Origin of the sequence: Lentzea alba (genome assembly GCF_011067745.1) — a bacterium.
Classification (GTDB): Bacteria; Actinomycetota; Actinomycetes; order Mycobacteriales; family Pseudonocardiaceae; genus Lentzea; species Lentzea alba.
Map to the genome: position 1 here is coordinate 144,022 of NZ_JAAMPJ010000001.1, position 21,469 is coordinate 165,490.

Here is a 21,469-nt window from a genome sequence, read left to right on the forward strand (position 1 = left end):
ATTGTCCACACCAGGGACTACGCGAGGAACGGCGGCAGGGTTCGGTTGTCGTCCTCCGGCACCCAGCGGCCGTCACGCTGCGTGTACGCGCACTTCGGACCCTCGGTGACGAGAGTGCGCAGCGCGGCCACCAGACGATCGACGTGTTCAGCCGTGGTGCCGAGGCCGATCGACGCGCGCACGGCGCGTTCCTCGTGCGAACCGAGCTGCTTGACCAGGCGGCCCACGATGACGTGTGCGCAGAACGCTCCGTCACGAACGCCGATGCCGTACTCGGCGGACAGCGCGGCCGCGAGGAAGCCCGCGTCGAAGCCGGAGATCGTGAAGCTCACGACGCCCACCTTGTCGGCGTCGGTGAGGATCGACAGCTCGCGGAAGCCGGGGATCGTGCACAGGCCGTCCCGCAAGCGCGTGAGCAGCTCCTGCTCGTGCGCGACCGTCTGCTCCCAGTGCCGCGACAGGATCTCGCAGGCGGCGGCGAGCGCGTGCACGCCGACGACGTTCGGGCTGCCGGCCTCGTGCCGTTCGGGCACCGCGGACCAGGCCACGCCGAGCCGGTCGCCGTGGTCGGTGACCTTGGAGGTCGCGCCACCGCCGACCAGGTAGGGCTGGGCCTGCTGCAGCCAGTCCGCGCGGCCCACCAGGACACCGGCACCGAACGGCGCGTAGATCTTGTGGCCGGAGAACGCGATGTAGTCGACGCCCAGCTCGCGGACGTTGATCGGGCGGTGCGGCGCGAGCTGCGCGGCGTCGAGCGCGATCCGCGCACCGTGCCGGCGGGCGACCTTCGCGAGCTCCGCGACCGGCCACAGCTCACCCGTGACGTTGGACGCCCCGGTGACGATCACGAGTCGAGGGCCCACCGGGGCGGCGGCCAACGCCCGGTCCAATGCGACAAGAGCAGCACCGGACGAAGACGGAGCGGGAACACGCTGAACGTTCGGACCACGCCACGGCAGCAGCGCCGCGTGGTGCTCGCTGTCGAACAGCACCACAGCGGTGTTCTTGGGAACGCTGCGCGCCAACAGGTTCAGCGAATCCGTGGTGTTGCGGGTGAAGACGACGGCGTCGGAGGCGTGTGCCCCGACGAACTTGCGGATGCGGTCGCGGGCTTGCTCGTAGACGCGGGTCGAGACCTGCGAGGCGAACCCGGCACCGCGGTGCACGCTGGCGTACCAGGGCAGCAGCTCGTCGACGGCGTCGCGCACCTCCTGCAGACAGGGCGCCGAAGCCGCGTGATCGAGGTTGGCGTAGGTGACGCGCTCTCCGGTGACCAGAGGAACCCGCAGATCAGCGCCTACGACAGCCGGAACCGCAGTGCTGGTGGTCTTGGTGATCGCGAGCGTCATCGAGCTGCCTCCGAGGCCAGGGGCCCCGTGCGAAGGCCCGCGCTTGACCGGCGCCCAACGCGCCGGACCAGGTCCTCACCAAGGGCACCCCACCGCGGTTGGAGGGTTGCCGGCCAGCAAGCTTGGGCTTGACGCTGGCTCTCATGACCTGCCGACGACGTTAGCGGAGGCTCGCGGCGTCCGTCGAGCGTGGATCACATGCTGGGAAGCCTCGGAGACCGAACTAATCGCCGGTCTCGCCCTTCCACCGTGCGTAGCGACCCGCCCGATCGACCGCGCGTATGCGCCGCTCAGCCGCGTCACGGGCTTCCTCGGTGGTGACGATGAGCAACTGGTCGTCGGTGTTGAGCCGGGTCGTCGGTTGTGGCGTGAAACTCTTCCCGCCGCGCACCACGAGGCTGACCGTGGCGCCGCTCGGCAGCCTCAGTTCGGACATGTAGACGCCGTGCAGCTTCGACCCGCGCTGGATGTGCACCTGCAGCAGTTCGGCACTCAGCTCGTCCAACGGCGAGGCGTCGACCTGGACCTCCTGCGCCTCCCCCGTGCGCACCAGCCCGAGGCGCCGCGCGAGGAACGGCAACGTCGTGCCCTGCACCACGGTGAGCACGACGACCAGCACGAACACCGCGTCGACCAGCTCGCGAGCACCCTCGACACCCTGGATCAACGGGATCAGCGCGAACACGATCGGCACCGCACCGCGCAGGCCCGACCACGAGAGGAACGCCTGTTCCCGCCACGGCACCTTGAACGGCAGCGAGGCGAGCACGACGGACAACGGCCGTGCGACGAACGTCAGCACCACGCCCGCGATCAGCGCGGGGAACAGCACGTCGAGCAACCGCGACGGCGAGGAGTAGAGGCCGAGCAAGACGAACAGCCCGATCTGCGCGAGCCAGCCGAGGCCTTCCGCGAACGACAGAGTGTCGGCGCGGTGCGGCAGCCGGGCGTTGCCGAGCACGAGCGCGGCCACGTAGGTGGCGAGGAACCCGGACGCGTGCACGAGGTCGCCGGCCGTGTAGGCCATCACGCACACCGCCACGGTGGCGAGCGGGTACAGACCGGTGGCGGGCAGTGCCGCGCGTCTCAGCCCGGCCCCGCCGAGGAAGCCCAGCGCGACGCCGATGAGCGCACCCGCCGCCAGTTCGTAGATCACCAGCAGTGGCGCGGTCCACGAGATCCGGTCGGAGGACGCCAGCAGCACCACGGCGAGGTAGACCGGCGCGTCGTTGAGGCCGGACTCCAGTTCGAGAGCACCGGTCAGCCGCGCCCCGACGCCTAATGACCGCAGCACGCTGAAAACGGCCGCCGCGTCGGTGGACGACAGCACCGCGCCCCACAGCAACGCCATCCGCCAGTCGAGGTCGAGCAGGTAGTGCAACGCGGTTCCGGTCACCGCGACGCTCACCACCACGGCCACTGTGGACAGTGCGATGCCCAGCCGCAGCGAGGACTTCACCGCCTGCCAACGGGTCGTGAGCCCGCCCTCGGTCAGGATCAGCACGAGCGCCGCGATGCCGAGGGACTGCGTCAGGTCCGCGTCGTCGAACTTGATGCCGAACACGGACTCGCCGAGAACCACGCCGATGCCGAGGTACAGCAACAACGAGGGCAGCCCGAGTCGAGTCGACACCCGCACCGCGATCACCGAGATCAGCAGTACGGCCGCGCCGATGCCCAGAACGACCGTGACGTCACCCACCTGGACCATTCTGGTTGATCACCACCGTGTTGGACGAATCAGACGCGTTAACAACTCCAGCCGTTCGCCCCTATCCAGCTCATGCGCATCAGAGCATGTTGATCAGTGGCTCAATCCCTAACCCTGCAAGGAGTTGAACCATGAGGATCCTGATCGCGCTGGCGGCCGCCTTGATGGTGGCCGGAGCAACCACGGCGCAAGCGGCCGCACCGGCGGTCATGGCGGCACCGAACATCAACGGCGCCAACGTGAAAGCCCACCTCACGCAGTTGCAGTCGATCGCGAGCGCGAACGGCGGCAACCGCGCCCACGGACGTCCGGGGTACCTGGCCTCGGTGAACTGGGTGAAGAGCAAGCTCGACGCGGCCGGCTTCACCACGCGCGTGCAGTCGTTCACCTACGGCGGCGCCACCGGCTACAACCTGATCGCCGACTACCCCGGCGGCGACGCGAACAACGTCGTCATGCTGGGCGGCCACCTCGACAGCGTCACCTCGGGCCCCGGCATCAACGACAACGGCACGGGCTCCGCGTCGATCCTGGAGGTCGCCCTCCAGATGAAGGCCACCAATTTCAAGCCGACCAAGCACGTGCGGTTCGGCTGGTGGGGCGCGGAGGAACTCGGCCTGCGCGGCTCACGGGCGTACGTGAACTCGCTGTCCTCCACGGAGAAGTCGAGGATCAAGGCGTACCTGAACTTCGACATGACGGGCTCGCCGAACCCCGGCTACTTCGTCTACGACGGCACCGAGCACAAGCCGGTGATTCCCGGTTCGGTGGACCTGCAGAAGCGCCTGGAGGCGGGCTTCGCGTCGTTCGGCGTCCCGACCGAGCTGACCTTGGTCAACGGCCGCTCCGACCACGCGGCGTTCACGGCGGCGGGCATCGCGACCGGTGGCACGTTCACCGGCGCCGAGAAGATCAAGACCACGGCCCAGGCCCAGAAGTGGGGCGGCACGGCCGGCCAGGCCTTCGACCGCTGCTACCACCGCTCCTGCGACACCATGTCGAACATCAACGACACGGCACTCGACCGCAACGCGGACGTGATCGCCTGGACGTTGTGGGCGACCGCGGCCTGATCAGCTGCCTTGATCATCTCGCGGTGAGCACCTGCACGGCCTCGTCGACCACCGGTTCGACGAGGCCGGGCAGGGTCGCCCACATCTGCGCCTGACCCAGGTAGAGGCTGAACGCGATCAGCGCCCGCTTCGTCGCGTGCTCGTGGTCGAACCCGAGCTGCTCGAACAGCTCGGTCAGGTAGCCCAGCCTCCTCTCGGTGACGCGCCGCAGCACCGGCGCGATGACCTCGTTCTCGGCGCCCGCCTGCAACGCCATCTCCACCGAGCCCTTGCGGGTCTGGTCGAGCACCGTGCCGAACAACGTCCTGAGCTTGTCGTGCGGGGTCTTCTCGGCCTCGACCAGTTCGATGACCTTCTCGGTGTGCTCCCGCTCCCACCGCTCCACAGTGGCCTTGAGCAAGGCTTCCCGGTTCGGGAAGTGGTGGTAGACGCTGCCTTTCGTGGCTCCGGCCCGCGCCGCGAGCGGTTCGATCGCGACCGCGCCCAGCCCGCCTTCGGCGAGAGCTCTCAGCGCTATCTCAGTCCAGTCGTCCCGATTTCTCCGCACCACGCTTCCATACGCTACCGTACGGTTCAGGAACATACGGCAGCGTATGGAAGGGGAGAACATGATCAAGAACATCCACACCCGAGAGCTCGGCGTGCCCGCCGGCCCGTTCGTCGAGCGCATCCAGGAGCTCTGGCCACCCGCGTGGGGCAAGCAGGAGTTCGACCGGCCGCTGGGTGTCGGCGCCGACGGCGGCCACGGCCCGATCCGCTACCACTGCACCGAGTTCGTCCCCGGCGAGTCGATCACCTTCGCCTTCCGCGACGGCGACGGCACGCACACCCTGTCGGCGTCGGGCACCGTCGTGCGGCACGAGCTGATCGGTGACTTCCCCCTCGGCAAGCGGGTGCAGTGGGCGCTGGTGATCCGCTGGCTGCACGACGCGTGCCTGGAGGACCTGTTCGACAACTTCGAGCGCGCGGCAGGCCGTGAGCCCGCCGCACCAGCGCGGTGGTCACCGTGGGTCCGGCTGGTGCGGCGGGTGTTCGGACTGATCAGCCGTCAGCCGCAGCGCGCGTGACGCTAGGTGCCGTGACCGCCAGCCTTTGCCCCGTATTCGGCGTTCAGACGGGTGCATCGTGGTGCCGGCCCCACGTCCTCATCCTGGTTGGCTGTGTTGGTTGCTGGGCGTGGGGAGGTGCCACGAGGCGCCCTGCTGAGCGTCGAAGACGCGGTGAAGGTTGGCGGTCACGGCACTAGGTCACGCGCAGTCGAGCACGACCGGGTAGCTGTTCCACTCGTCGAGCACACGCGCGCCGTAGAGGTCGCCCTCGTCGGTGAGGACTCCTAATCGCGCACCGCTGTTCACCCACACCGGCCGCTGCTCGGTGTCAGGCCAGAACGCGGTCGCACCGGTCGTCGTGCCGTTGTCCGTGACACCCAGCATCTGGCCGTGGAAGTTCACGGCCAGCGCGTCCACCACGCCGGTGAACGTGCCAGTGACCTGGCCTTGCCGGTCCCAGCGCACGTACTCCTCACCGGCCCGGCCCACGACGTAGGAGCCGCTCATCGCCCTGACCTCCGTGGCGCCGCTGAGCTCCACGGAGCCGGACGCGCCGATCCAGTGGACGCCCGTGCTCGACGAGGCCAGAACCGTGCCGTCGTCCGCGATGCCGATCGCCGACCAGGACGCGTCGGTGCCGGGCACGAGCTGGGCGTCAGCGGAGCCGGCCGGCCACACCACCGGCTTGCCGTCCGACTCCCCGAGCACGTCACCGCGCTCGTTCACGTCGATCGCCGTGACCCCGTACTCGCCCTGCCAGCCTCGCAGGGTCGTGTACACGCCGGCCTGCCAGCGAGACGCCGCCGGAAAGCCGATGGATCCGGTCAGGGCGACCACACCGGACGAGTTGACGTCGGCGGCGTAGGCGGCGCGCCTGAAGAACGACAGCTGGTCGACCAGCTGCCTGTCCTTCCAGATCAGGACCGTCGAGCCGGACGTCCAGCGGAACGAGCCGGTGCCGACGGCGAACGCTCCGGCGGCACCGACCACACCGCTCGCCGCCACGCCGTCCGGCACCGGCAGCTCACTCTCGGTCCACGTGTCGCAGGCGACCGGATCAGCCGATGCGGTGGCGGGCGCCAGCACACCGGCGGAAAGGACCAGCGCGCCCGCCAAGACGCGCCCTCCCCCAGAGAAGACCATCGCAGTTCCCCCTTGCTAGTTGGCCTGAGAACAACCGTAGCGAGGGGGTCTGACAGTTTTTTCGGCCTCGAACGTGACACGGGGCCGCCGTCCGAAGACAGCGGCCCCGTGCACCACGTTCACGCCTTGGCGACGGCCACCTTGACCTTGACGCCGTCGCCGACGGTGCCCTCGGCAGCACCCTCGCCGAACACCACCGACGACGTCAGCGTCTCCGACCGCACGAACTCCAGGTGCGGCTCGACCGCGGACCGCACCGCGTCCGGCAGCTCCAGCGTCAACGTGATCCGGTCGGACACGTCGAGCTGAGCGTCCTTGCGCGCCTGCTGCACCACGCGCACCAGGTCACGCGCGACACCCTCGGCCTCCAGCACCGGCGTCACCACCGTGTCGAGCACGACGACGCCCGCACCACCCGGCAGCGCCGCCGTGGCAGCCGGATCCGTTGCCACCAACCGCTGTTCGTACTCGCCCTCGAACAGCTCGACACCGGCGGCGACCACGCGTCCGTCCACTTCGGACCAGTCGCCGGACTTGACCGCCTTGATGACCTTCTGCACGTTCGGCCCGAGCCGCGGGCCGGCCGCGCGTGCGTTCACCACGAGCTGGAACTGTCCGTAGGCGTCGACGTCCGTGGACAACGACACCTCCTTGACGTTGACCTCGTCGCGCACGATCTCGGCGAAGTCCTCCAGCGTTCCAGCCACCGGCGACGCGACCGTCAAGCGCGCCAACGGAAGCCGCACGCGCAGCTTGTTGGCCTTGCGCAGCGACAACGCCGTCGAGCACACGTCGCGCACCTCGTCCATCGCCGCCACGAGAGCGTCGTCGGCGGGCAGGTCCGAGACCGACGGGAAGTCCGTCAGGTGCACCGAACGCCCACCGGTGAGCCCGCGCCACACGACCTCGGTCGTGTAAGGCAGCAACGGCGCCGTCACGCGCGTGACGACCTCCAGCACGGTGTGCAGGGTGTCGATCGCGTCCTGGTCGCCGTCCCAGAACCGCTGCCGCGACCGCCGCACGTACCAGTTCGTCAGCACCTCCAGGTACTCGCGCACCAGCTGGCACGCACCGGAGATGTCGTAGACGTCCATCGCCGCCTGGACGTCGCGCACCAGGTCGTGCGTCTTCGCCAGCGCGTACCGGTCCAGCACGTGCGCCGAGTCGGTCCGCCAGGTGCCCTCACGCCCGGAAGCGTTGGAGTACAAGGCGAGGAAGTACCAGGAGTTCCACAACGGCAGCACCGCCTGGCGCACCGCGTCCCTGATGCCGCGCTCGGTCACCACCAAGTCGCCACCGCGCAGGATCGGCGACGCCATGAGGAACCACCTCATCGCGTCCGAGCCGTCGCGGTCGAAGACCTCGTTGACGTCCGGGTAGTTCTTCAGCGACTTCGACATCTTCTGGCCGTCGTCACCGAGCACGATCCCGTGCGCCACGCAGTCGCGGAACGCGGGCCGGTCGAACAACGCCGTCGCGAGCACGTGCAGCGTGTAGAACCAGCCGCGCGTCTGCCCGTTGTACTCGACGATGAAGTCGCCGGGGTAGTGGTTCTCGAACCACTCCGCGTTCTCGAACGGGTAGTGCACCTGCGCGAACGACATCGAGCCCGACTCGAACCAGCAGTCGAGCACGTCCGGGATGCGCCGCATCGTCGAGCGGCCGCTCGGGTCGTCCGGGTTCGGCCGCGTCAGCTCGTCGATGAACGGCCGGTGCAGGTTGTCCGGGCGCACGCCGAAGTCGCGCTCCAGCTCGTCCAGCGACCCGTACACGTCCGTGCGCGGGAACTCCGGGTTGTCCGACGTCCACACGGGCAGCGGCGAACCCCAGTACCGGTTGCGCGAGATGTTCCAGTCGCGCGCGTTCTCGAGCCACTTGCCGAACTGGCCGTCCTTGATGTGGCCGGGCACCCAGTTGATCTGCTGGTTGAGCTCGACCATCCGGTCCTTGAACTGCGTGACCGCGACGAACCACGCCGACAGCGCGCGCTGGATCAGCGGGTTGTTGCACCGCCAGCAGTGCGGGTACGGGTGGTCGTAGGTCTCATGCCTCAGCAGCAGACCGGCTTCGCGCAGGTCACGGATGATCTGCTTGTTCGCCTCGAACACGTGCACGCCCGCGTACGGGCCGGCCTCGGCGGTGAACTTGCCGTCCGGCCCGACCGGCACGACGACCTCGATGCCCGCCGCGTCCGTCACGACCTTGTCGTCCTCACCGAACGCCGGTGCGATGTGGACGATGCCCGTGCCGTCGTCGGTGGTCACGTAGTCCGCGGTCAGCACCTGGTGCGCGTTCTCGCGGCCCACGAAGAAGTCGAACGGCGGCAGGTACTTCTTGCCGACCAGGTCCGAGCCCTTGTAGCGGGCGACGACCTCGGGCTCCTCACCGAGCTCACGTGCGTACGCCGCGACACGAGCCTCCGCGAGCAGGTACTGGTCACCGTCGGCGCCGACCACGGTCACGTAGTCGACGTCCGGGTGCACCGCGGCGGCCAGGTTGCTCGGCAGCGTCCACGGCGTGGTCGTCCAGACCAGGGCCTTCTCGCCGGACTCCAGGCGCAGCGCGACCGTGACGGCCGGGTCCTGCCGGTCGCGGTAGGCGTCGTCCATCTTGGTCTCGGTGTTGGACAGCGGCGTCTGGCAGCGCCAGCAGTACCAGAGCACCCGGAAGCCCTCGTAGATCAAGCCCTTGTCCCACAAGGCCTTGAACGCCCACATGACGCTTTCCATGTAGTCGAGGTCGAGCGTCTTGTAGTCGTTGTCGAAGTCGACCCAACGAGCCTGCCGCGTCACGTACTCGCGCCACTGGTCCGTGTACTGCAACACGGACGTGCGGCACGCCTCGTTGAACTTCTCGATGCCGAGCTCGTCGATCTCGTGCTTCTGCGTGATGCCCAGCTGCTTCTCGGCCTCGTACTCGGCCGGCATGCCGTGCGTGTCCCAGCCGAACCGGCGCTCGACGTGCTTGCCGCGCATCGTCTGGTAGCGCGGCACGACGTCCTTGACGTAGCCGGTCAGCAGGTGCCCGTAGTGCGGCAGACCGTTCGCGAACGGCGGGCCGTCGTAGAAGACGAACTCGTTCGCTCCGTCGTCGCCCACCGGGTTGCGGTCGATGCTCGCCTGGAAGGTCTCGTCGTCCTTCCAGTACCCGAGCACGTCCTGCTCGAGGTTCGGAAAGGACGGCTGCGCCGGGACCTCGTTCGCTCCGGCCCTGGGGTAGGCCATCTCCACTGCTCCTCGCGGTCAGATACGACACGCGAGGACGACACGCCGATGTGGCTCGGCGGGCCGCGGTACCACCCCGCTTGCTCGTCCCCCTGCTTGGCGAACACAGGGACGAGCCTCTCGTTCTTCGGCTGTGACGGGCCGGTCCCGTCCGGTTCTACTGAGGCTCGCGCCCGTTCTTCCGGAGGCTCCCCGGTGATGGCCGGATCGGTGCCTGTAGCTACAGGGTACGGGGGCGCGCAAACCGTATGCTGCCCGGATGTCGTTGACCATCGCGTTGTCGATCGTGCTGGCCCTGCTCTTCGTCGCGACAGGCGCCGGCAAGCTCTTCGGGGCGAAGGCGTCACTGGAAGCTCGCGACCACTTCCGGATGAACCCGGCGCTCTGGCGGACCATCGGCGCGCTGGAGTGGGCGGGCGCCGCCGGACTGGTCGTCGGCCTGGTCACCTGGCAATGGGTCGCGCACGCGGCCACCGTCGGGCTCGGGCTGCTGATGGTCGGCGCCACGATCACCCGGCTGCGCTACGACTCGAAGCCGTCCGGCGTGGTCGTGGACCTGGTGCTGCTGGCGTTGCTGATCACCCTGCTGTTCCTGGACCGGTGACGCACTCCTTCCACGTCCTCGGCACGCCAGAGGTCCGGCGCGGTGATGTCGTCGTCGAGGTGGGTCACGCCCGTCAGTTGAGTGTGCTGGCCGTGCTGCTCGTGGACGTCAATCAGGTCGTCAGCGTCGACAAGCTGCTCTCACGCGTGTGGGGCGACACGCCGCCACGCCAGGCCAAGGCCGCGCTCTACAGCTACGTGTCCCGGCTGCGGACCGCGCTGGACGTCATCCCGATCGTGCGCCGCTCCGGCGGCTACGTGCTGCAAACCGACCCGTTGTCCATCGATCTGCACCGCTTCCGCTCTCTCGCGGCCAACGGACAGCCCGGTGAGGCCATATCGCTCGTGCGCGGCGAACCGTTCGAGGGACTGCACGGCGCGTGGTTCGACGGACTGCGCGAAACGCTCGCCGGCGAGATCACCGCCGCCGAACTGGCCCACACCGACTCCCGGCTGGCCGCGGGCGAACACGCGGACCTGATCCCCGAGCTCACCGCACGCACGACCGAACACCCGCTCGACGAACGCCTCGCGGGCCAGCTGATGCGCGCGTTGATCGGCGCAGACCGACGCTCCGACGCGCTGGCCCACTACTCGCGACTGCGCGACCGGCTCGCGGACGAACTGGGCCTGGACCCCGGCCCCGCGCTGCGAGACCTGCGCGCGTCCCTGCTGCACCGTCCACAGTGGAGTCCGCGCCAGCTCCCCGCCGCACCTGCTTTCACCGGCACGGCGGCCCAGCTGGCCGCACTCGACGACGGCCCGATCGTCACGATCACCGGCCCGCCGGGAACGGGCAAGACGACGCTCGCCCTGCACTGGGCGCACGAGCACGCCGCCGACTACCCGGACGGCCAGCTGTTCGTGGACCTGAACGGCTCAGACCCGACCGACGTCGTCCGCGAGTTCCTCACCGCACTGGGCACCAGCCCGGACGGCATCCCGCCCGAACCGCACGCGCAGACAGCGCTCTACCGCACGTTGCTGGCAGACCGGCGAATGCTGATCGTGCTCGACGACGCCGCCGACACCGCACAGGTCGTGCCGCTGCTACCGGGCACTCCGCGCTGCCGCGTCGTCGTCACCAGCCGCGAGCGCCTGCCCGGACTCGTCACCGCTCACGGCGCGCGCCCTGTTGTTCTTCAGCCGGAACACCGACAACGCCCCCAGTAGGCCGATCACCAGGACGGCCAACTTCGCTTCACAGCCGAGACAGAAGCCGTTCGAGCACTACTTGACCGAACTGTGCGCTCGCCTGCGCAACACGACCACAACGGCAACCACGAACAGCAGGAGCAGCACCACACCGCCGACGATCAGCATCAGCCAGCGTTCGAGAAAGGTGGGCGGCGGCGAGGTCTCGCGGACGAACGCCCGCACCTTCTCGCTCAGCGCCGCATCGTCGATGAGCTCGGCGAAATGCGCCTTGCCCGGCACGATCTCAAGTTTGGCGTTCGAGGCAGCGCCCGCCACGGCCCGCGCGTGGTCGGCGAGCCGCGTGTCCTCAACGTAGGAGGTATCCCCGCTCTCGATCACGTCGTCCTGCGCCGCGACGACCAGCGACGGCACCTCGACCGCGCCGATGCCGCCCACCGCGTCCAGGTCGGAGCTGCTCGTCTGGAAGGCCTTGAACGGGGTGAGCAGGAACATCCCCTTCAAGCCGGGGATCTTGCCCGCCGCCGTGGCGATCGCGGTGGCACCGGTGCCACCGCCGCCGGCGACGATCGAAGAAGCGCCTCGGCTGTCGAGTTCCGCGGCGGCGGCCAGCACGTCGAGGTCGTACCGGTTCCTGTTCTCCCGCAGGAGCAGGGTGCGCATCTCGTAGACGAGCACCTGGTGCCCGTCCTCCGCGAGCTGCCGGGCCAACGGCAACCAGTCGCAGATGAACTCGGTCTGGGTGTGCGCGAGAAGCACGCCGCTGGACCCGCTGCCGAACACCAGACCGGGCAGCTCGACGCCGTCCTCGGTCTTGAAGGTGATCGCGTCCTCGCGCAGGTCGGCGGGTACGCACTTGTGCAACTCGGTCTTCGGCTGGGCGACCACAGGCACAACGCTCACCAAGGTGAACGCGGCAACGACGACGGCCCCCAGCACGGATCTCAGCGCCATGAAGGTTTCCTAGCGCGCCGAGGCATCGATCGTTCACGAAACAGGCACAGAGCGCCCGTTCGGACCTCACGCAGAACGGCTCTTGCGCACCAGCACCGCGTCAGGGGTGCACACAGCGCAAGGCGTGAACTGCAGCTGTCGTGCTTCCTGCGCCGGGAGGCCCAGCGAGGGCCTCCCGGCGAGCCAGGAGCACGAACTCAGGTGGTACCGGGGCCGCTCGTCGAGCACCCGCACCTCATCCACCAGATCGGCCACGACGAGCAGATCCGCCGCGTCGGTGTCCTCTTCCGGTGGTTCCTCGTCAGCGGGCGGCGTGTCGGCTACCGCCGAAACCACTACCCGTTGATCATCAGCTACAGCTAGTTGATCTACACTCTGCGCGTCGGCAGCGGGGTCCCCCGGTCGCCGTCGCCACCAGTCCCAAGCAAGGACCAGGGCGGCGAGCACGCTCGCGCCCACGGACGACCACGCCCAGATCGTGTTGGACGTGGTCAGCGCAGGCACGAGCAACCCGAGGGCTGCCAGCACCAGAAGTAGAACTACGAAGAGCACCTAGCGAACAGTAGTTCAGCCCGCTTCAGCGCGTGCGCCGAACGAGTAGCCCTGGGAACGCCCCTCGGACGGAGCGGCCGGGCCGCGGTCCTGGAGGTCGCGCAGGGACGACTCGAGCATGGTCTTCAGTCGCGTGCGGTACTCGCGCTCGAACGTCTGCAGCTTGTCGATCTGCTTCTCGAGCGTGTTCTTCTCCTGGGTGATGTTGCCCATCACCTCAGCGTGCTTGCGCTGCGCGTCGCGGTCGAGCGCGGTGGCCTTCTCACGGGCCTGCCGCTCGAGCGTCTCGGAGCGCGTGCGCGCGTCGTTCAGCATGGTCTCGGCACGCGTACGTGCCTCGTTGACCATCGTGTCGGCCTTGGCACGCGCCTCGGAGAGCAACTGCTCCGACTTGGTGCGCGCCTCGGACAGCATGCCGTCCGCCTCGGCCTTGGCCTCGCCGGTCAGCCGGTCCGCCATCTCCTGGGCGAGGCCCAGGACCTTCGCGGCCTGCACGTGGTGGTCTCCACCACCACCGGGGGACGTCTGCTCCATCACCGAAGGCGGCGGGACCGGCGCCAGGCGGCGCGGCTCCTCGACCGGCATCCGGGTCGTCATGGGGCTGGCGGAAGCCTTCGCCCGCGCGTCGTCGAGGTCTGCGCGCGACGTCTCGAGCTGCTGGTCGAGCTGCTCGACCTGCTGGCGGAGATCGTTGTTCTCCTCGATCAAGCGGGCCAACTCGCCCTCAACCAGGTCGAGGAACGCGTCCACCTCGTCCTCGTTGTAGCCCCGCTTGCCAATCGGCGGCTTGCTGAATGCAACGTTGTGCACGTCAGCGGGGGTCAACGGCATCGGATCACCTCTCGCACTCCTGGGCTGCGGTCATCCCACGGTTCCCCGTCACCTGGGATCTGCAACTTGCATCAAAATGATAACGAGCAGCCACAGCACAATAATCGATAGGTCCAGCCCGACGCCCCCGATCCGCACAGTCGGGATCACCCGACGCAGTGCGCGGACCGGTGGGTCGGTCACGGTGTAAACGGTCTCCAGCGTCACGGCTACGCCGCCCGCGGGGCGCCACTCCCTCGCGAAGGTCCTCACCAGCTCGACCACCACACGTGCGGTCAGGAACAGGGAGAACGCGAACAGGACGTAGAAGATGACGAGACGGATCGGGTCCACGGGTCAACTCTAACCGTGGTTCCCGAACCCACTCTCCGCCAGCTTCCTGCGGTCCTCCGCCGTGACGTCAACGTTCGGCGGTGAGAGAAGGAACACCCTGCTCGTGATCTTGTCCATGGACCCGCGCAGAGCGAACGCGAGACCGGCCGAGAAGTCGACGAGACGCTTCGCGTCCGCGTCGTCCATGTCGGTCAGGTTCAAGATCACTGGAGTGCCGTCGCGGTAGTGCTCCCCGATCGTGCGCGCCTCGCTGTAGTTACGGGGGTGAAGCGTGGTGATGCGCGCCAACGGGTTGCCTGCCGGCTCGGCGACCGGGCGCAACCTGCTCACGGGCTCGCGCTGCGGCTCGACGGCGAGCGCACCGTGCACAGGTGCGTCAGCAGACCAGCGCCGCGTGCTCGAGGGGCTGCCCCCGCGCCGCGACTCAGGCTCGTAGTCGTCCGACTCGTCGATCTCGGTCCGGTACCCGGAGCCCGGAAGCTCCGACCGTCCCGGTGTGAACACGCGGTTGCGCCGCGGGTAAGGGTCGTAGTCGTCGGCCTCGGCCGCGTACTCGGACCGGTAGTCGCCGTAGCGACCGCGGTCGTCGTCGTAGCCGGGGTCGTCTGCGTACTCGGCGGGGACCATCCCGAAGTAGGCCTTCAGCTTGTGCAAAGCGCTCATCCCAAGCCCCTCCTCCGCGAGTTCCCCACCTAGGGACGGTGCGGACGGCCCCGAGGTTCCCGACAACCTATGGCGAGGTTAGTCGCCGACTGCCGAGCAACGCGGTTCCGACACGCACACAGGTCGATCCGTGCGAGATGGCATCTTCCAGGTCCGCGCTCATTCCCGCTGACACCCTGGTGGCAGTGGGATGATCATCACGTAGGCCTGATACCACTGACGCCAACGCTTCAAACGCCTGCGAAGGCTTCATCGTCAGAGGCGCGACAGTCATCGCACCTCGGAGAATAAGATCACCCGAACGAGTGATCACGCCAGCCAGTTCCGCCACATCAGCCACAGGACACCCACCGCGAGACGTGTCGCCGTCGATGCTGACCTGCAACAACACGTCCAGCTTCGTGCCCTTCGCGTGCGCCGCCCTCGCCAACGCCTCGGCGAGCCGGACGCTGTCCACCGAGTCGACCTGATCGGCCCACTCGACGACGGACTTCGCCTTGTTCCGCTGCAATCGCCCGACCATGTGCCAACGGGCTTCTTCGAGATGTCTCAATTGGCCGGCCTTGGCGGAGGCCTCCTGATCCCGATTCTCCGCGAAGTTGCGGAGACCGAGCTCATAAAGGATCTCCACATCGCTCGCCGGCCAGGTTTTCGTCACCGCGAGCAACATCACTTCCGACCGCTCACGCCCCGCGCTTTCACACGCTTTCGCGATGCGTTCCTCGACCTCGGCGAGGTTCTCCGCGAGCTCTTCCGCCCGGCTCACGGCTCGATCCAGACGACCGACGCGAGCCTCCCGGTGGGCGCCTCCCTGCGGTGACTGAAGAGATCCCGCTCCTCGAACGTGCACCGCGGGTCGACCCCGATCTTGCCTACCCCCGCACTGGCGAGCTGGTTCCACAGCCCTGCCCGCAGATCCAGCGCGGGAGTCCCCTTCCGCGACTTGGACGCACTCCCCGGCAGGTGCTTCTCCACGTCCTTCTGCATGTCCGCGGGCACCTCGTAGCACTCGCCGCACACGGCGGGCCCCAGCAACACCTCGATGTGCTCCAGCTCGGCCCCCTGGGCCATCATCGCCTTGAGCGCCTCGACGACCACCCCGACCCGCGCGCCGACACGTCCGGCGTGGACCGCGCCGATCACACCCGCCCGCTCGTCGCCGAGCAGCACCGGCACGCAGTCCGCCGTCAGCACCACCAGCCCGAGACCAGGCTGTTTCGTCACGACGGCGTCAGTCGCCTCCAGCGGCTCGGCCCGCGGACCGTCGACCACCCCGACCGTTCGGCCGTGCACCTGTTCCATCCACACCAGACGATCCGGCGCGAGGCCGATGCCCTCGGCGAGACGGGCGCGGTTGGCCTCGACCGCCTTCTCGTCGTCCCCCACGTGGTCGCCGAGGTTGAACGAGTCGTACGGAGCCTTGGACACGCCACCGGCTCGGGTGGTGACAACACGACGAATACGCACACCCACACCCTAAAACGACGAAGGGCTCCTTCCTCCACGTGAGGTGGAGGAAGGAGCCCTTCATCGAGCACTCAGCGCCGCATGAACGGCGGCACGTCCACCTCGTCGTCCGGGTCCTCGGTGACCGGGACCGGACGCGACGGCAGCGAGCCGTTCTGCGACAGCGACCGCGGCACCGACGGCACGTACCCGTTGCCGTGCACGGGCGAGGGCTGCGGCGGCACCGTGGTGGGCGGCGGCGTCACGGGCGGAGCCTGCCGCACCTCGGGCTGCGGAACCGGCGGAGGCGTCTGCACCACGGGCGGCGGTGGCGTCTGCGCGACCGGCTGAGGCGCCGGTGCGTGCGTGGGTGCCGCCGTCGCGGTGGCGATCGGCCCGGAAGCGGTCCGAGGCGCCGAGGACAACGCCGTCGGCTCCAGCTTCTTGTGCGTCGGACCCCCGCTGTCGAACCCGGCGGCGATCACCGTGACCCGAACCTCGTCACCGAGCGAGTCGTCGATCACCGTACCGAAGATGATGTTCGCGTCCGGGTGCGCGGCCTCCTGCACCAGCGACGCGGACTCGTTGATCTCGAACAGACCCAGATCGGACCCACCGGCGATCGACAGCAGCACGCCGTGCGCACCCTCCATCGACGCCTCCAGCAGCGGCGAGTTGATCGCCTTCTGCGCGGCCTGGACCGCTCTGCCCTCGCCACGGGCCGAGCCGATGCCCATCAACGCCGAGCCCGCGCCGGACATGACCGACTTGACGTCGGCGAAGTCCAGGTTGATCAGACCGGGGGTCGTGATCAGGTCCGTGATGCCCTGGACACCGGACAGCAGCACCTCGTCGGCGGAGCGGAACGCGTCCATCAGGCTGACACCGATGTCACCCAGCTGGAGCAGCCGGTCGTTGGGGATGACGATCAGCGTGTCGCACTCGTTGCGCAGGGCCTGGATGCCGTCCTCGGCCTGCTTGGCGCGGCGCTTGCCCTCGAAGGAGAACGGGCGCGTCACGACGCCGATGGTGAGTGCGCCGAGCTTGCGGGCGATCGAGGCCACCACCGGCGCACCGCCGGTGCCCGTGCCGCCACCCTCGCCGGCGGTCACGAAGACCATGTCGGCCCCCTTGAGGACCTCCTCGATCTCCTCGCGGTGGTCTTCGGCGGCCTTGTGCCCGACCTCGGGGTTCGCGCCCGCGCCGAGGCCACGCGTCAACTCGCGGCCGATGTCGAGCTTGACGTCGGCATCAGACATCAGCAAGGCCTGTGCGTCGGTGTTCACCGCGATGAACTCGACGCCCTTGAGCCCGACCTCGATCATGCGGTTGACGGCGTTGACGCCGCCACCACCGATGCCGACGACCTTGATCACCGCGAGGTAGTTGTGCGGGGGCGTCATCGGATCCGCCTTCCTGATCGTGGTCCGTGCTGTGGTGCTGGGTGGTGATGCACCCGGATTGAAACTCTCAACCTCTCGTCGAGGTCCAGAGTTATGTCAACCCCATATGTTCCTGCTGGACGGTAAGCACCGGCGGTGCGTCGGTCCAGCAGCCACGCCGTAGGGTCCCAACACTGTGCGCTACTACTCCCCGGTCGTGCCGTCAAGTAGTGCGCACGGCCCTGAGGACGACGCACCACAAGCGTAGTCGGACCTCGAATCAGAGATCGTCTCGCCCGCCCTATCGACGATTTTCTGTCGGTGCTGCTCGCTAGCGTGGCCTCATGGGGATGAAGAAACTGTGCGTCGCCCTCGCGGTGGTCGCACTGGGGGCAGTGACGGTCGCACCCGCGAGTGCGGCACCGGAAGGCAACAGAATCGTCGAGATCCGGAACGTGGGTCACGGCCTCTGCATCGACAACACGCCGCAGGACAGGTACCGGCCCAGCGTCGCCACCTGCACGGGAAGCGCCGCGCAGCGGTACGAGGTCGTCCCGGCGACGGCCGGCGGGGTGTTCCTGCGCAGCATCGAGGACGGGACCTGCCTCGACCGGTTGGGTCAGTCGATCTCCCTGCACCCGATGGCCTGCAACGTCGAGACCGCCACGCAGCGCGCCGAGCTGCTGCCCGACGCGTCCGGCTTCGTCAAACTGCGGTTCCAGGACAGGTTCGCTCAAGTGCTCTACGAAGACATGGGAGTGATCTTCCTGGACGAGGACATGGGGAACTACGAGCAGTGGGAGATCCGCGAGGTCGGCGTGGTGCCGCCACCCACGCCCGCAGCAGTCGTGCGGCTGCGCAACGCCGATGACAAGACCTGCCTGACCGTCGCCGGCGTCAAACCGGCGATGGCGGCGTGCACCACCGCGCCGGACCAGGCGTTCGAACGCGTCGACCTCGGCGGAGGCGAGGTCGCGCTGCGCGCCAAAGCGAGTGGGAGGTGCCTGGCCAACCAGAGCTTCGCGGAGGTCACCGCGGCGACCTGCGTGGCCACCGCGAGCGCCCAGCGGTGGACGATCGACGTCGACGAGCTCGGCCACTTCAAGATCACGAACGCGTCGACCGCCCGCGTGCTGACGGTCACCAGCGGTGGTGCGGTGGAGACCTATCCGCACTGGGGCTTCACGCTCGCTCAGAAGTGGCTGCTGCCGGCTGCCTAGTCGCCGACCGAGCCGTCCAACAGTTCCCTGACCACGTCCAGCTGACCGGCGTGCCGGGCGGTCTCCTCGATGACGTGCGCGAGCACCCATCGGGCCGAGACCGTCCGGTCGCCCCGGAACGGCACCTCGCGGTCCAGCTCAAGCCCGGCGAGGATCTCCCGGCTGACCGCGCACTGCCGCCGGTAGTCCGCCAGGAACCCGGCGAGCGTCTCGCCCTCCTCGACGCGCCAGTCCGCGTCGGGGTCCTCCATCGTGTACGGCGCGCGCGACTCGCGGCCGGCCAGCACCACCTCGAACCAGTGGTGCTCCATCCACCGCACGTGCTTCACCACACCGGCGGCCGTCGTCAGCTTCGACGGCAGCACCGCGCGCGACGCGTCGTCGTCGGACAATCCGTCGACCTTCAGCTCGATCGTGGCGCGCAAGTAGTCCAACAGGGCCGTGTACGTCGCACGCTCATCGGCGACGAGAGGTGGTGCAGTCCGTGTCATGCGGCGCAGCCTGCAGGAGCGCTCAGGTCACCGCACCGCATTTATCCGCTGGGCCGCGAGCCGTCCGGAGATCAGCACCGGCGGCACGCCCACCCCCGGCGTGGTCCCGGCACCCGCCAACGCCACGTTGTCGGCGCCGCGCACGACGTTGCGCGGCCGGAACGGTCCCGTCTGCGCGAAGGTGTGCGCGAGCCCGAACGGCGTCCCCGCCGCGTTGCCCCAGTCCAGCGGCGTCACGAGCACCTCGTCCCGAACCGCGTCGCCGAACCCCGGCAAACCGCGCGCCTCCAACGTCCGCACCAGCTCGTCGCGGTACCGCGGCCCGACGCGCCGCCAGTCGATCGGCCCGGTCCTGAGGTTCGGACACGGCGCCAGCACGTAGTGCAGCCCGTCCTGCGCGTGCGTGACGAGCAACGACGGATCCGACATCAACCGTCCCTTGTGGACGATCTCGTCGAACGTGCCCCGCCACGCCTTGCCGAACAGGATGTTGTGGTGCCCGATGTCCCACGTGCGGTCCGTCGCGGCGTGCAACACCACGGCAGAAGGCGACCAACGGTGCCCGAGTGGCCGCTGCGGACTCTTGCCGAGCAACCGATATGCGTCCGGCAACTCACACGCCAGAACAACCGCATCACACTCGATGCGTTCCTCCTGCGTGTGCACCGCCCTCACGCTGGATCCGCGCCACTCCAGCCGCATGACCGTTGCCCCGTAACGGAACTCCGCACCGTGCTTCTCAGCAGCCTTGCTCAACGCCTGAGGCACCGCATGCATCCCACCGCGCGGGTAGTACACACCCGCGATGGTGTCCATGTACGCGATAACCCCATACGCCGCGAGCGCGCGCTGCGGCGGCACCCCCGCGTACAACGCCTGGAACGAAAACACCCTGATGAGCCGCTCGTCCCTGATGAACCGCCGCAGCTGCGACTCCAGCCGCCCGAACCCTCCGAGCCGCGCCAGCCGCACGAGCTCGGGCCGGACCAGATCGAACGGCGAGTCGAAGTTCGCCCCGATGAAGTGCTCGCGCTGAACGGAGTACAACTCGCCCAGCCACCGCCGCAGCTCCCGGTACCCGGCCGCTTCCCTTGCGCCGCAAACGTTGCGCACCTCGGCCTCCATGGCCTCGGCGTCAGCGTGCACCGCGATCCGCGACCCGTCCGCGAACCGCGCGTGGTAGGCCGGATCGACCCGGTCGAGCGTGAGCCAGTCCGCCAGCCGTTCCCCCACCGCGCCGAACGCGTCGTCCAGGTACTCCGGCATCGTGAGCACCGTCGGCCCGCTGTCCGCCGTGAACCCGCCCACCCGGACAGTCCCGGCGCGACCGCCTGGCACATCAGCCTTTTCGAGCACGGTGACCCGCCACCCGGTGGCCCGCAGGTGCAACGCGGCCGACAGTCCGGCAAGACCAGCGCCCACAACCACGACGTGGCGAGCCATTGAGTACTTCCTTCGGGTGACAACGAAAAATCTGGCTAATGCCCTGCGAAGCAGTCCGATGAGCACGGTAGTCGTTCATCACCAGGAGGCACGCCTTGGCACCCGCACCCGCGTCCGTGCGTTCGCTCGTCATCGAGGCGATCGTGTTGGAACTCGTGACGAGCAGGCTGGGCAGCCTGTTCGTGCGGGTCGCGACAGCGCTCAGGCCGAACGGCTGACCGGCGGGCAGAAGGAGATCTCCGTGTGCTCGCAGCCGACTCCCCGATCCCCGCACCGGCGCCCGCGCCGATTCCCCACTCCGTCCCGGCCGCCCACACCGCGGCCGTGATCCTCCAGCACCACAAGGACTTCTGTGGAACCTCTTCCGCCAGTCGTGGCCGTAGGACCCGAGTCACCGCCACAACGCAGGCCGCCGTGGCTGGCGATCGGGTTCACGCTGGTGGCTCTGGTAGCAGGCGGGATCGGATTCGGGCTGGGCAGAGCCACCGGTCCCGACCTGCTGCGTTCCGCCGGCACGACGTCGGTGTCGCCCACGCCCTCGTCCTCGTCCTCGCCCAACGTGTTCACGGTCAGCGGGACGATGACGGTGAATGGCCTGTGCGGTTCCGGCGGCTACAGCGACATCAGGCGCGGCGGCCAAGTCGAGATCGTCAACCAGGACAACGAGGTGCTCGGCGTCGGCACGTTGGAAACCGGCGTCGGCTCGTGCTCCTTCGAGTTCTCCGTGAGCGGCATCCCGGAGGGCGAGCGTCTCTACGGAGCCAAGATCGGCAACGCGAACCGCGGCGTCATCTGGCACTCCGAGCAGGACGCGAAGTACCAGGGCTTCCACCTGACGCTCGGTTGA

The 21,469-nt window shown here is 68.6% G+C and carries 22 protein-coding genes and 1 riboswitch; of the genes, 7 read left to right on the forward strand and 15 right to left on the reverse strand.

Annotated features, from left to right (window positions below; all coding sequences use genetic code 11):
• Positions 1 to 17 precede the first annotated feature (17 nt).
• Together G7043_RS00665 and G7043_RS00670 are read right to left on the reverse strand one after the other, a co-directional pair.
• Positions 18 to 1,349, reverse strand: a complete 1,332-nt coding sequence (locus G7043_RS00665) for an aminotransferase class V-fold PLP-dependent enzyme (protein ID WP_166042796.1) — start codon at positions 1,347 to 1,349, stop codon at positions 18 to 20.
• Between the two features lie 34 nt (positions 1,350 to 1,383).
• Positions 1,384 to 1,498: riboswitch (SAM riboswitch) on the reverse strand.
• Positions 1,499 to 1,572: 74 nt separating this feature from the next.
• Positions 1,573 to 3,051 carry a potassium/proton antiporter gene (locus tag G7043_RS00670; protein WP_166042797.1) on the reverse strand — a complete coding sequence of 493 codons (1,479 nt, stop codon included), beginning with the start codon at positions 3,049 to 3,051 and terminating at the stop codon, positions 1,573 to 1,575.
• 140 nt (positions 3,052 to 3,191) lie between these two features.
• Here G7043_RS00670 and G7043_RS00675 point away from each other — a divergent pair, with 140 nt between their 5' ends.
• The gene (locus tag G7043_RS00675) at positions 3,192 to 4,133 is read left to right on the forward strand and encodes a M28 family metallopeptidase (RefSeq protein WP_166042798.1); all 942 of its coding nucleotides are present in this window, start codon (positions 3,192 to 3,194) and stop codon (positions 4,131 to 4,133) included.
• A gap of 13 nt (positions 4,134 to 4,146) precedes the next feature.
• Here G7043_RS00675 and G7043_RS00680 read toward each other — a convergent pair whose 3' ends face one another.
• A complete protein-coding gene (locus tag G7043_RS00680) occupies positions 4,147 to 4,683 on the reverse strand; it encodes a TetR/AcrR family transcriptional regulator (RefSeq protein ID WP_313887645.1) in 537 nt (178 codons plus the stop codon).
• 58 nt (positions 4,684 to 4,741) lie between these two features.
• Here G7043_RS00680 and G7043_RS00685 point away from each other — a divergent pair, with 58 nt between their 5' ends.
• On the forward strand, positions 4,742 to 5,200 hold the full coding sequence (locus G7043_RS00685) for an SRPBCC family protein (RefSeq protein ID WP_166042800.1): 459 nt from the start codon (positions 4,742 to 4,744) through the stop codon (positions 5,198 to 5,200).
• Between the two features lie 180 nt (positions 5,201 to 5,380).
• Here the strand turns inward: G7043_RS00685 and G7043_RS00690 are convergent, their stop codons facing one another.
• Complete coding sequence (locus G7043_RS00690) at positions 5,381 to 6,298, reverse strand: hypothetical protein (protein WP_166042801.1); 918 nt, start codon at positions 6,296 to 6,298, stop codon at positions 5,381 to 5,383.
• A 146-nt stretch (positions 6,299 to 6,444) separates the two neighbouring features.
• A complete protein-coding gene (ileS, locus tag G7043_RS00695) occupies positions 6,445 to 9,549 on the reverse strand; it encodes an isoleucine--tRNA ligase (RefSeq protein WP_166042802.1) in 3,105 nt (1,034 codons plus the stop codon).
• A 259-nt stretch (positions 9,550 to 9,808) separates the two neighbouring features.
• On the opposite strand from ileS, the gene G7043_RS00700 reads away from it, so the two are divergent.
• Together G7043_RS00700 and G7043_RS00705 are read left to right on the forward strand one after the other, a co-directional pair.
• Entirely contained in the window at positions 9,809 to 10,153 is a 345-nt protein-coding gene (locus G7043_RS00700) for a DoxX family protein (protein WP_166042803.1), read from the forward strand.
• Positions 10,150 to 11,325, forward strand: a complete 1,176-nt coding sequence (locus G7043_RS00705) for an AfsR/SARP family transcriptional regulator (protein WP_166042804.1) — start codon at positions 10,150 to 10,152, stop codon at positions 11,323 to 11,325. The genes G7043_RS00700 and G7043_RS00705 overlap by 4 nt, the downstream gene beginning before the upstream one ends.
• Before the next feature lie 57 nt (positions 11,326 to 11,382).
• Here the strand turns inward: G7043_RS00705 and G7043_RS00710 are convergent, their stop codons facing one another.
• The 8 genes from G7043_RS00710 to ftsZ all read right to left on the reverse strand — a co-directional run bounded on the left by G7043_RS00710 (position 11,383) and on the right by ftsZ (position 17,489).
• Positions 11,383 to 12,261 carry a hypothetical protein gene (locus G7043_RS00710; protein WP_166042805.1) on the reverse strand — a complete coding sequence of 293 codons (879 nt, stop codon included), beginning with the start codon at positions 12,259 to 12,261 and terminating at the stop codon, positions 11,383 to 11,385.
• 66 nt (positions 12,262 to 12,327) lie between these two features.
• Positions 12,328 to 12,813, reverse strand: a complete 486-nt coding sequence (locus G7043_RS00715) for a hypothetical protein (RefSeq protein ID WP_166042806.1) — start codon at positions 12,811 to 12,813, stop codon at positions 12,328 to 12,330.
• A gap of 15 nt (positions 12,814 to 12,828) precedes the next feature.
• The gene (wag31, locus tag G7043_RS00720) at positions 12,829 to 13,644 is read right to left on the reverse strand and encodes a DivIVA-like cell division protein Wag31 (protein WP_086669281.1); all 816 of its coding nucleotides are present in this window, start codon (positions 13,642 to 13,644) and stop codon (positions 12,829 to 12,831) included.
• 48 nt (positions 13,645 to 13,692) lie between these two features.
• Positions 13,693 to 13,968 carry a YggT family protein gene (locus tag G7043_RS00725; RefSeq protein WP_086669288.1) on the reverse strand — a complete coding sequence of 92 codons (276 nt, stop codon included), beginning with the start codon at positions 13,966 to 13,968 and terminating at the stop codon, positions 13,693 to 13,695.
• An 18-nt stretch (positions 13,969 to 13,986) separates the two neighbouring features.
• Entirely contained in the window at positions 13,987 to 14,640 is a 654-nt protein-coding gene (locus G7043_RS00730) for a cell division protein SepF (protein ID WP_166042807.1), read from the reverse strand.
• A gap of 67 nt (positions 14,641 to 14,707) precedes the next feature.
• Positions 14,708 to 15,406, reverse strand: a complete 699-nt coding sequence (locus tag G7043_RS00735) for a YggS family pyridoxal phosphate-dependent enzyme (protein WP_166042808.1) — start codon at positions 15,404 to 15,406, stop codon at positions 14,708 to 14,710.
• Complete coding sequence (pgeF, locus tag G7043_RS00740) at positions 15,403 to 16,107, reverse strand: peptidoglycan editing factor PgeF (RefSeq protein ID WP_166042809.1); 705 nt, start codon at positions 16,105 to 16,107, stop codon at positions 15,403 to 15,405. The genes G7043_RS00735 and pgeF overlap by 4 nt, the downstream gene beginning before the upstream one ends.
• A 71-nt stretch (positions 16,108 to 16,178) precedes the next feature.
• Positions 16,179 to 17,489, reverse strand: coding sequence for a cell division protein FtsZ (ftsZ, locus tag G7043_RS00745; RefSeq protein ID WP_166042810.1), 1,311 nt, complete (start codon positions 17,487 to 17,489; stop codon positions 16,179 to 16,181).
• Between the two features lie 323 nt (positions 17,490 to 17,812).
• Here ftsZ and G7043_RS00750 point away from each other — a divergent pair, with 323 nt between their 5' ends.
• The gene (locus G7043_RS00750) at positions 17,813 to 18,688 is read left to right on the forward strand and encodes an RICIN domain-containing protein (protein WP_166042811.1); all 876 of its coding nucleotides are present in this window, start codon (positions 17,813 to 17,815) and stop codon (positions 18,686 to 18,688) included.
• On the opposite strand, the gene G7043_RS00755 is transcribed toward G7043_RS00750, so the two are convergent.
• On the reverse strand, positions 18,685 to 19,179 hold the full coding sequence (locus G7043_RS00755; protein ID WP_166042812.1) for a DinB family protein: 495 nt from the start codon (positions 19,177 to 19,179) through the stop codon (positions 18,685 to 18,687). The genes G7043_RS00750 and G7043_RS00755 overlap by 4 nt on opposite strands.
• 27 nt (positions 19,180 to 19,206) lie before the next feature.
• A complete protein-coding gene (gene crtI / locus G7043_RS00760) occupies positions 19,207 to 20,622 on the reverse strand; it encodes a phytoene desaturase family protein (protein WP_166042813.1) in 1,416 nt (471 codons plus the stop codon).
• A 95-nt stretch (positions 20,623 to 20,717) separates the two neighbouring features.
• Here crtI and G7043_RS49205 point away from each other — a divergent pair, with 95 nt between their 5' ends.
• Together G7043_RS49205 and G7043_RS00765 are read left to right on the forward strand one after the other, a co-directional pair.
• Positions 20,718 to 20,840 carry a hypothetical protein gene (locus tag G7043_RS49205; protein ID WP_278185664.1) on the forward strand — a complete coding sequence of 41 codons (123 nt, stop codon included), beginning with the start codon at positions 20,718 to 20,720 and terminating at the stop codon, positions 20,838 to 20,840.
• A 134-nt stretch (positions 20,841 to 20,974) separates the two neighbouring features.
• Positions 20,975 to 21,469, forward strand: coding sequence for a hypothetical protein (locus tag G7043_RS00765; protein ID WP_207310502.1), 495 nt, complete (start codon positions 20,975 to 20,977; stop codon positions 21,467 to 21,469).

What these genes read in the sequence shown, in the direction of transcription:
- G7043_RS00755 (WP_166042812.1), bottom strand. Translation starts at nt 19,179, where the DNA reads ATGACACGGACTGCACCACCTCTCGTCGCCGATGAGCGTGCGACGTAC.
- G7043_RS00710 (WP_166042805.1), bottom strand. Translation starts at nt 12,261, where the DNA reads ATGGCGCTGAGATCCGTGCTGGGGGCCGTCGTCGTTGCCGCGTTCACC.
- G7043_RS00730 (WP_166042807.1), bottom strand. Translation starts at nt 14,640, where the DNA reads ATGAGCGCTTTGCACAAGCTGAAGGCCTACTTCGGGATGGTCCCCGCC.
- crtI (WP_166042813.1), bottom strand. Translation starts at nt 20,622, where the DNA reads ATGGCTCGCCACGTCGTGGTTGTGGGCGCTGGTCTTGCCGGACTGTCG.
- G7043_RS00685 (WP_166042800.1), top strand. Translation starts at nt 4,742, where the DNA reads ATGATCAAGAACATCCACACCCGAGAGCTCGGCGTGCCCGCCGGCCCG.
- wag31 (WP_086669281.1), bottom strand. Translation starts at nt 13,644, where the DNA reads ATGCCGTTGACCCCCGCTGACGTGCACAACGTTGCATTCAGCAAGCCG.
- G7043_RS00750 (WP_166042811.1), top strand. Translation starts at nt 17,813, where the DNA reads ATGGGGATGAAGAAACTGTGCGTCGCCCTCGCGGTGGTCGCACTGGGG.
- G7043_RS00675 (WP_166042798.1), top strand. Translation starts at nt 3,192, where the DNA reads ATGAGGATCCTGATCGCGCTGGCGGCCGCCTTGATGGTGGCCGGAGCA.
- ftsZ (WP_166042810.1), bottom strand. Translation starts at nt 17,489, where the DNA reads ATGACGCCCCCGCACAACTACCTCGCGGTGATCAAGGTCGTCGGCATC.
- ileS (WP_166042802.1), bottom strand. Translation starts at nt 9,549, where the DNA reads ATGGCCTACCCCAGGGCCGGAGCGAACGAGGTCCCGGCGCAGCCGTCC.
- G7043_RS00700 (WP_166042803.1), top strand. Translation starts at nt 9,809, where the DNA reads ATGTCGTTGACCATCGCGTTGTCGATCGTGCTGGCCCTGCTCTTCGTC.
- G7043_RS00665 (WP_166042796.1), bottom strand. Translation starts at nt 1,349, where the DNA reads ATGACGCTCGCGATCACCAAGACCACCAGCACTGCGGTTCCGGCTGTC.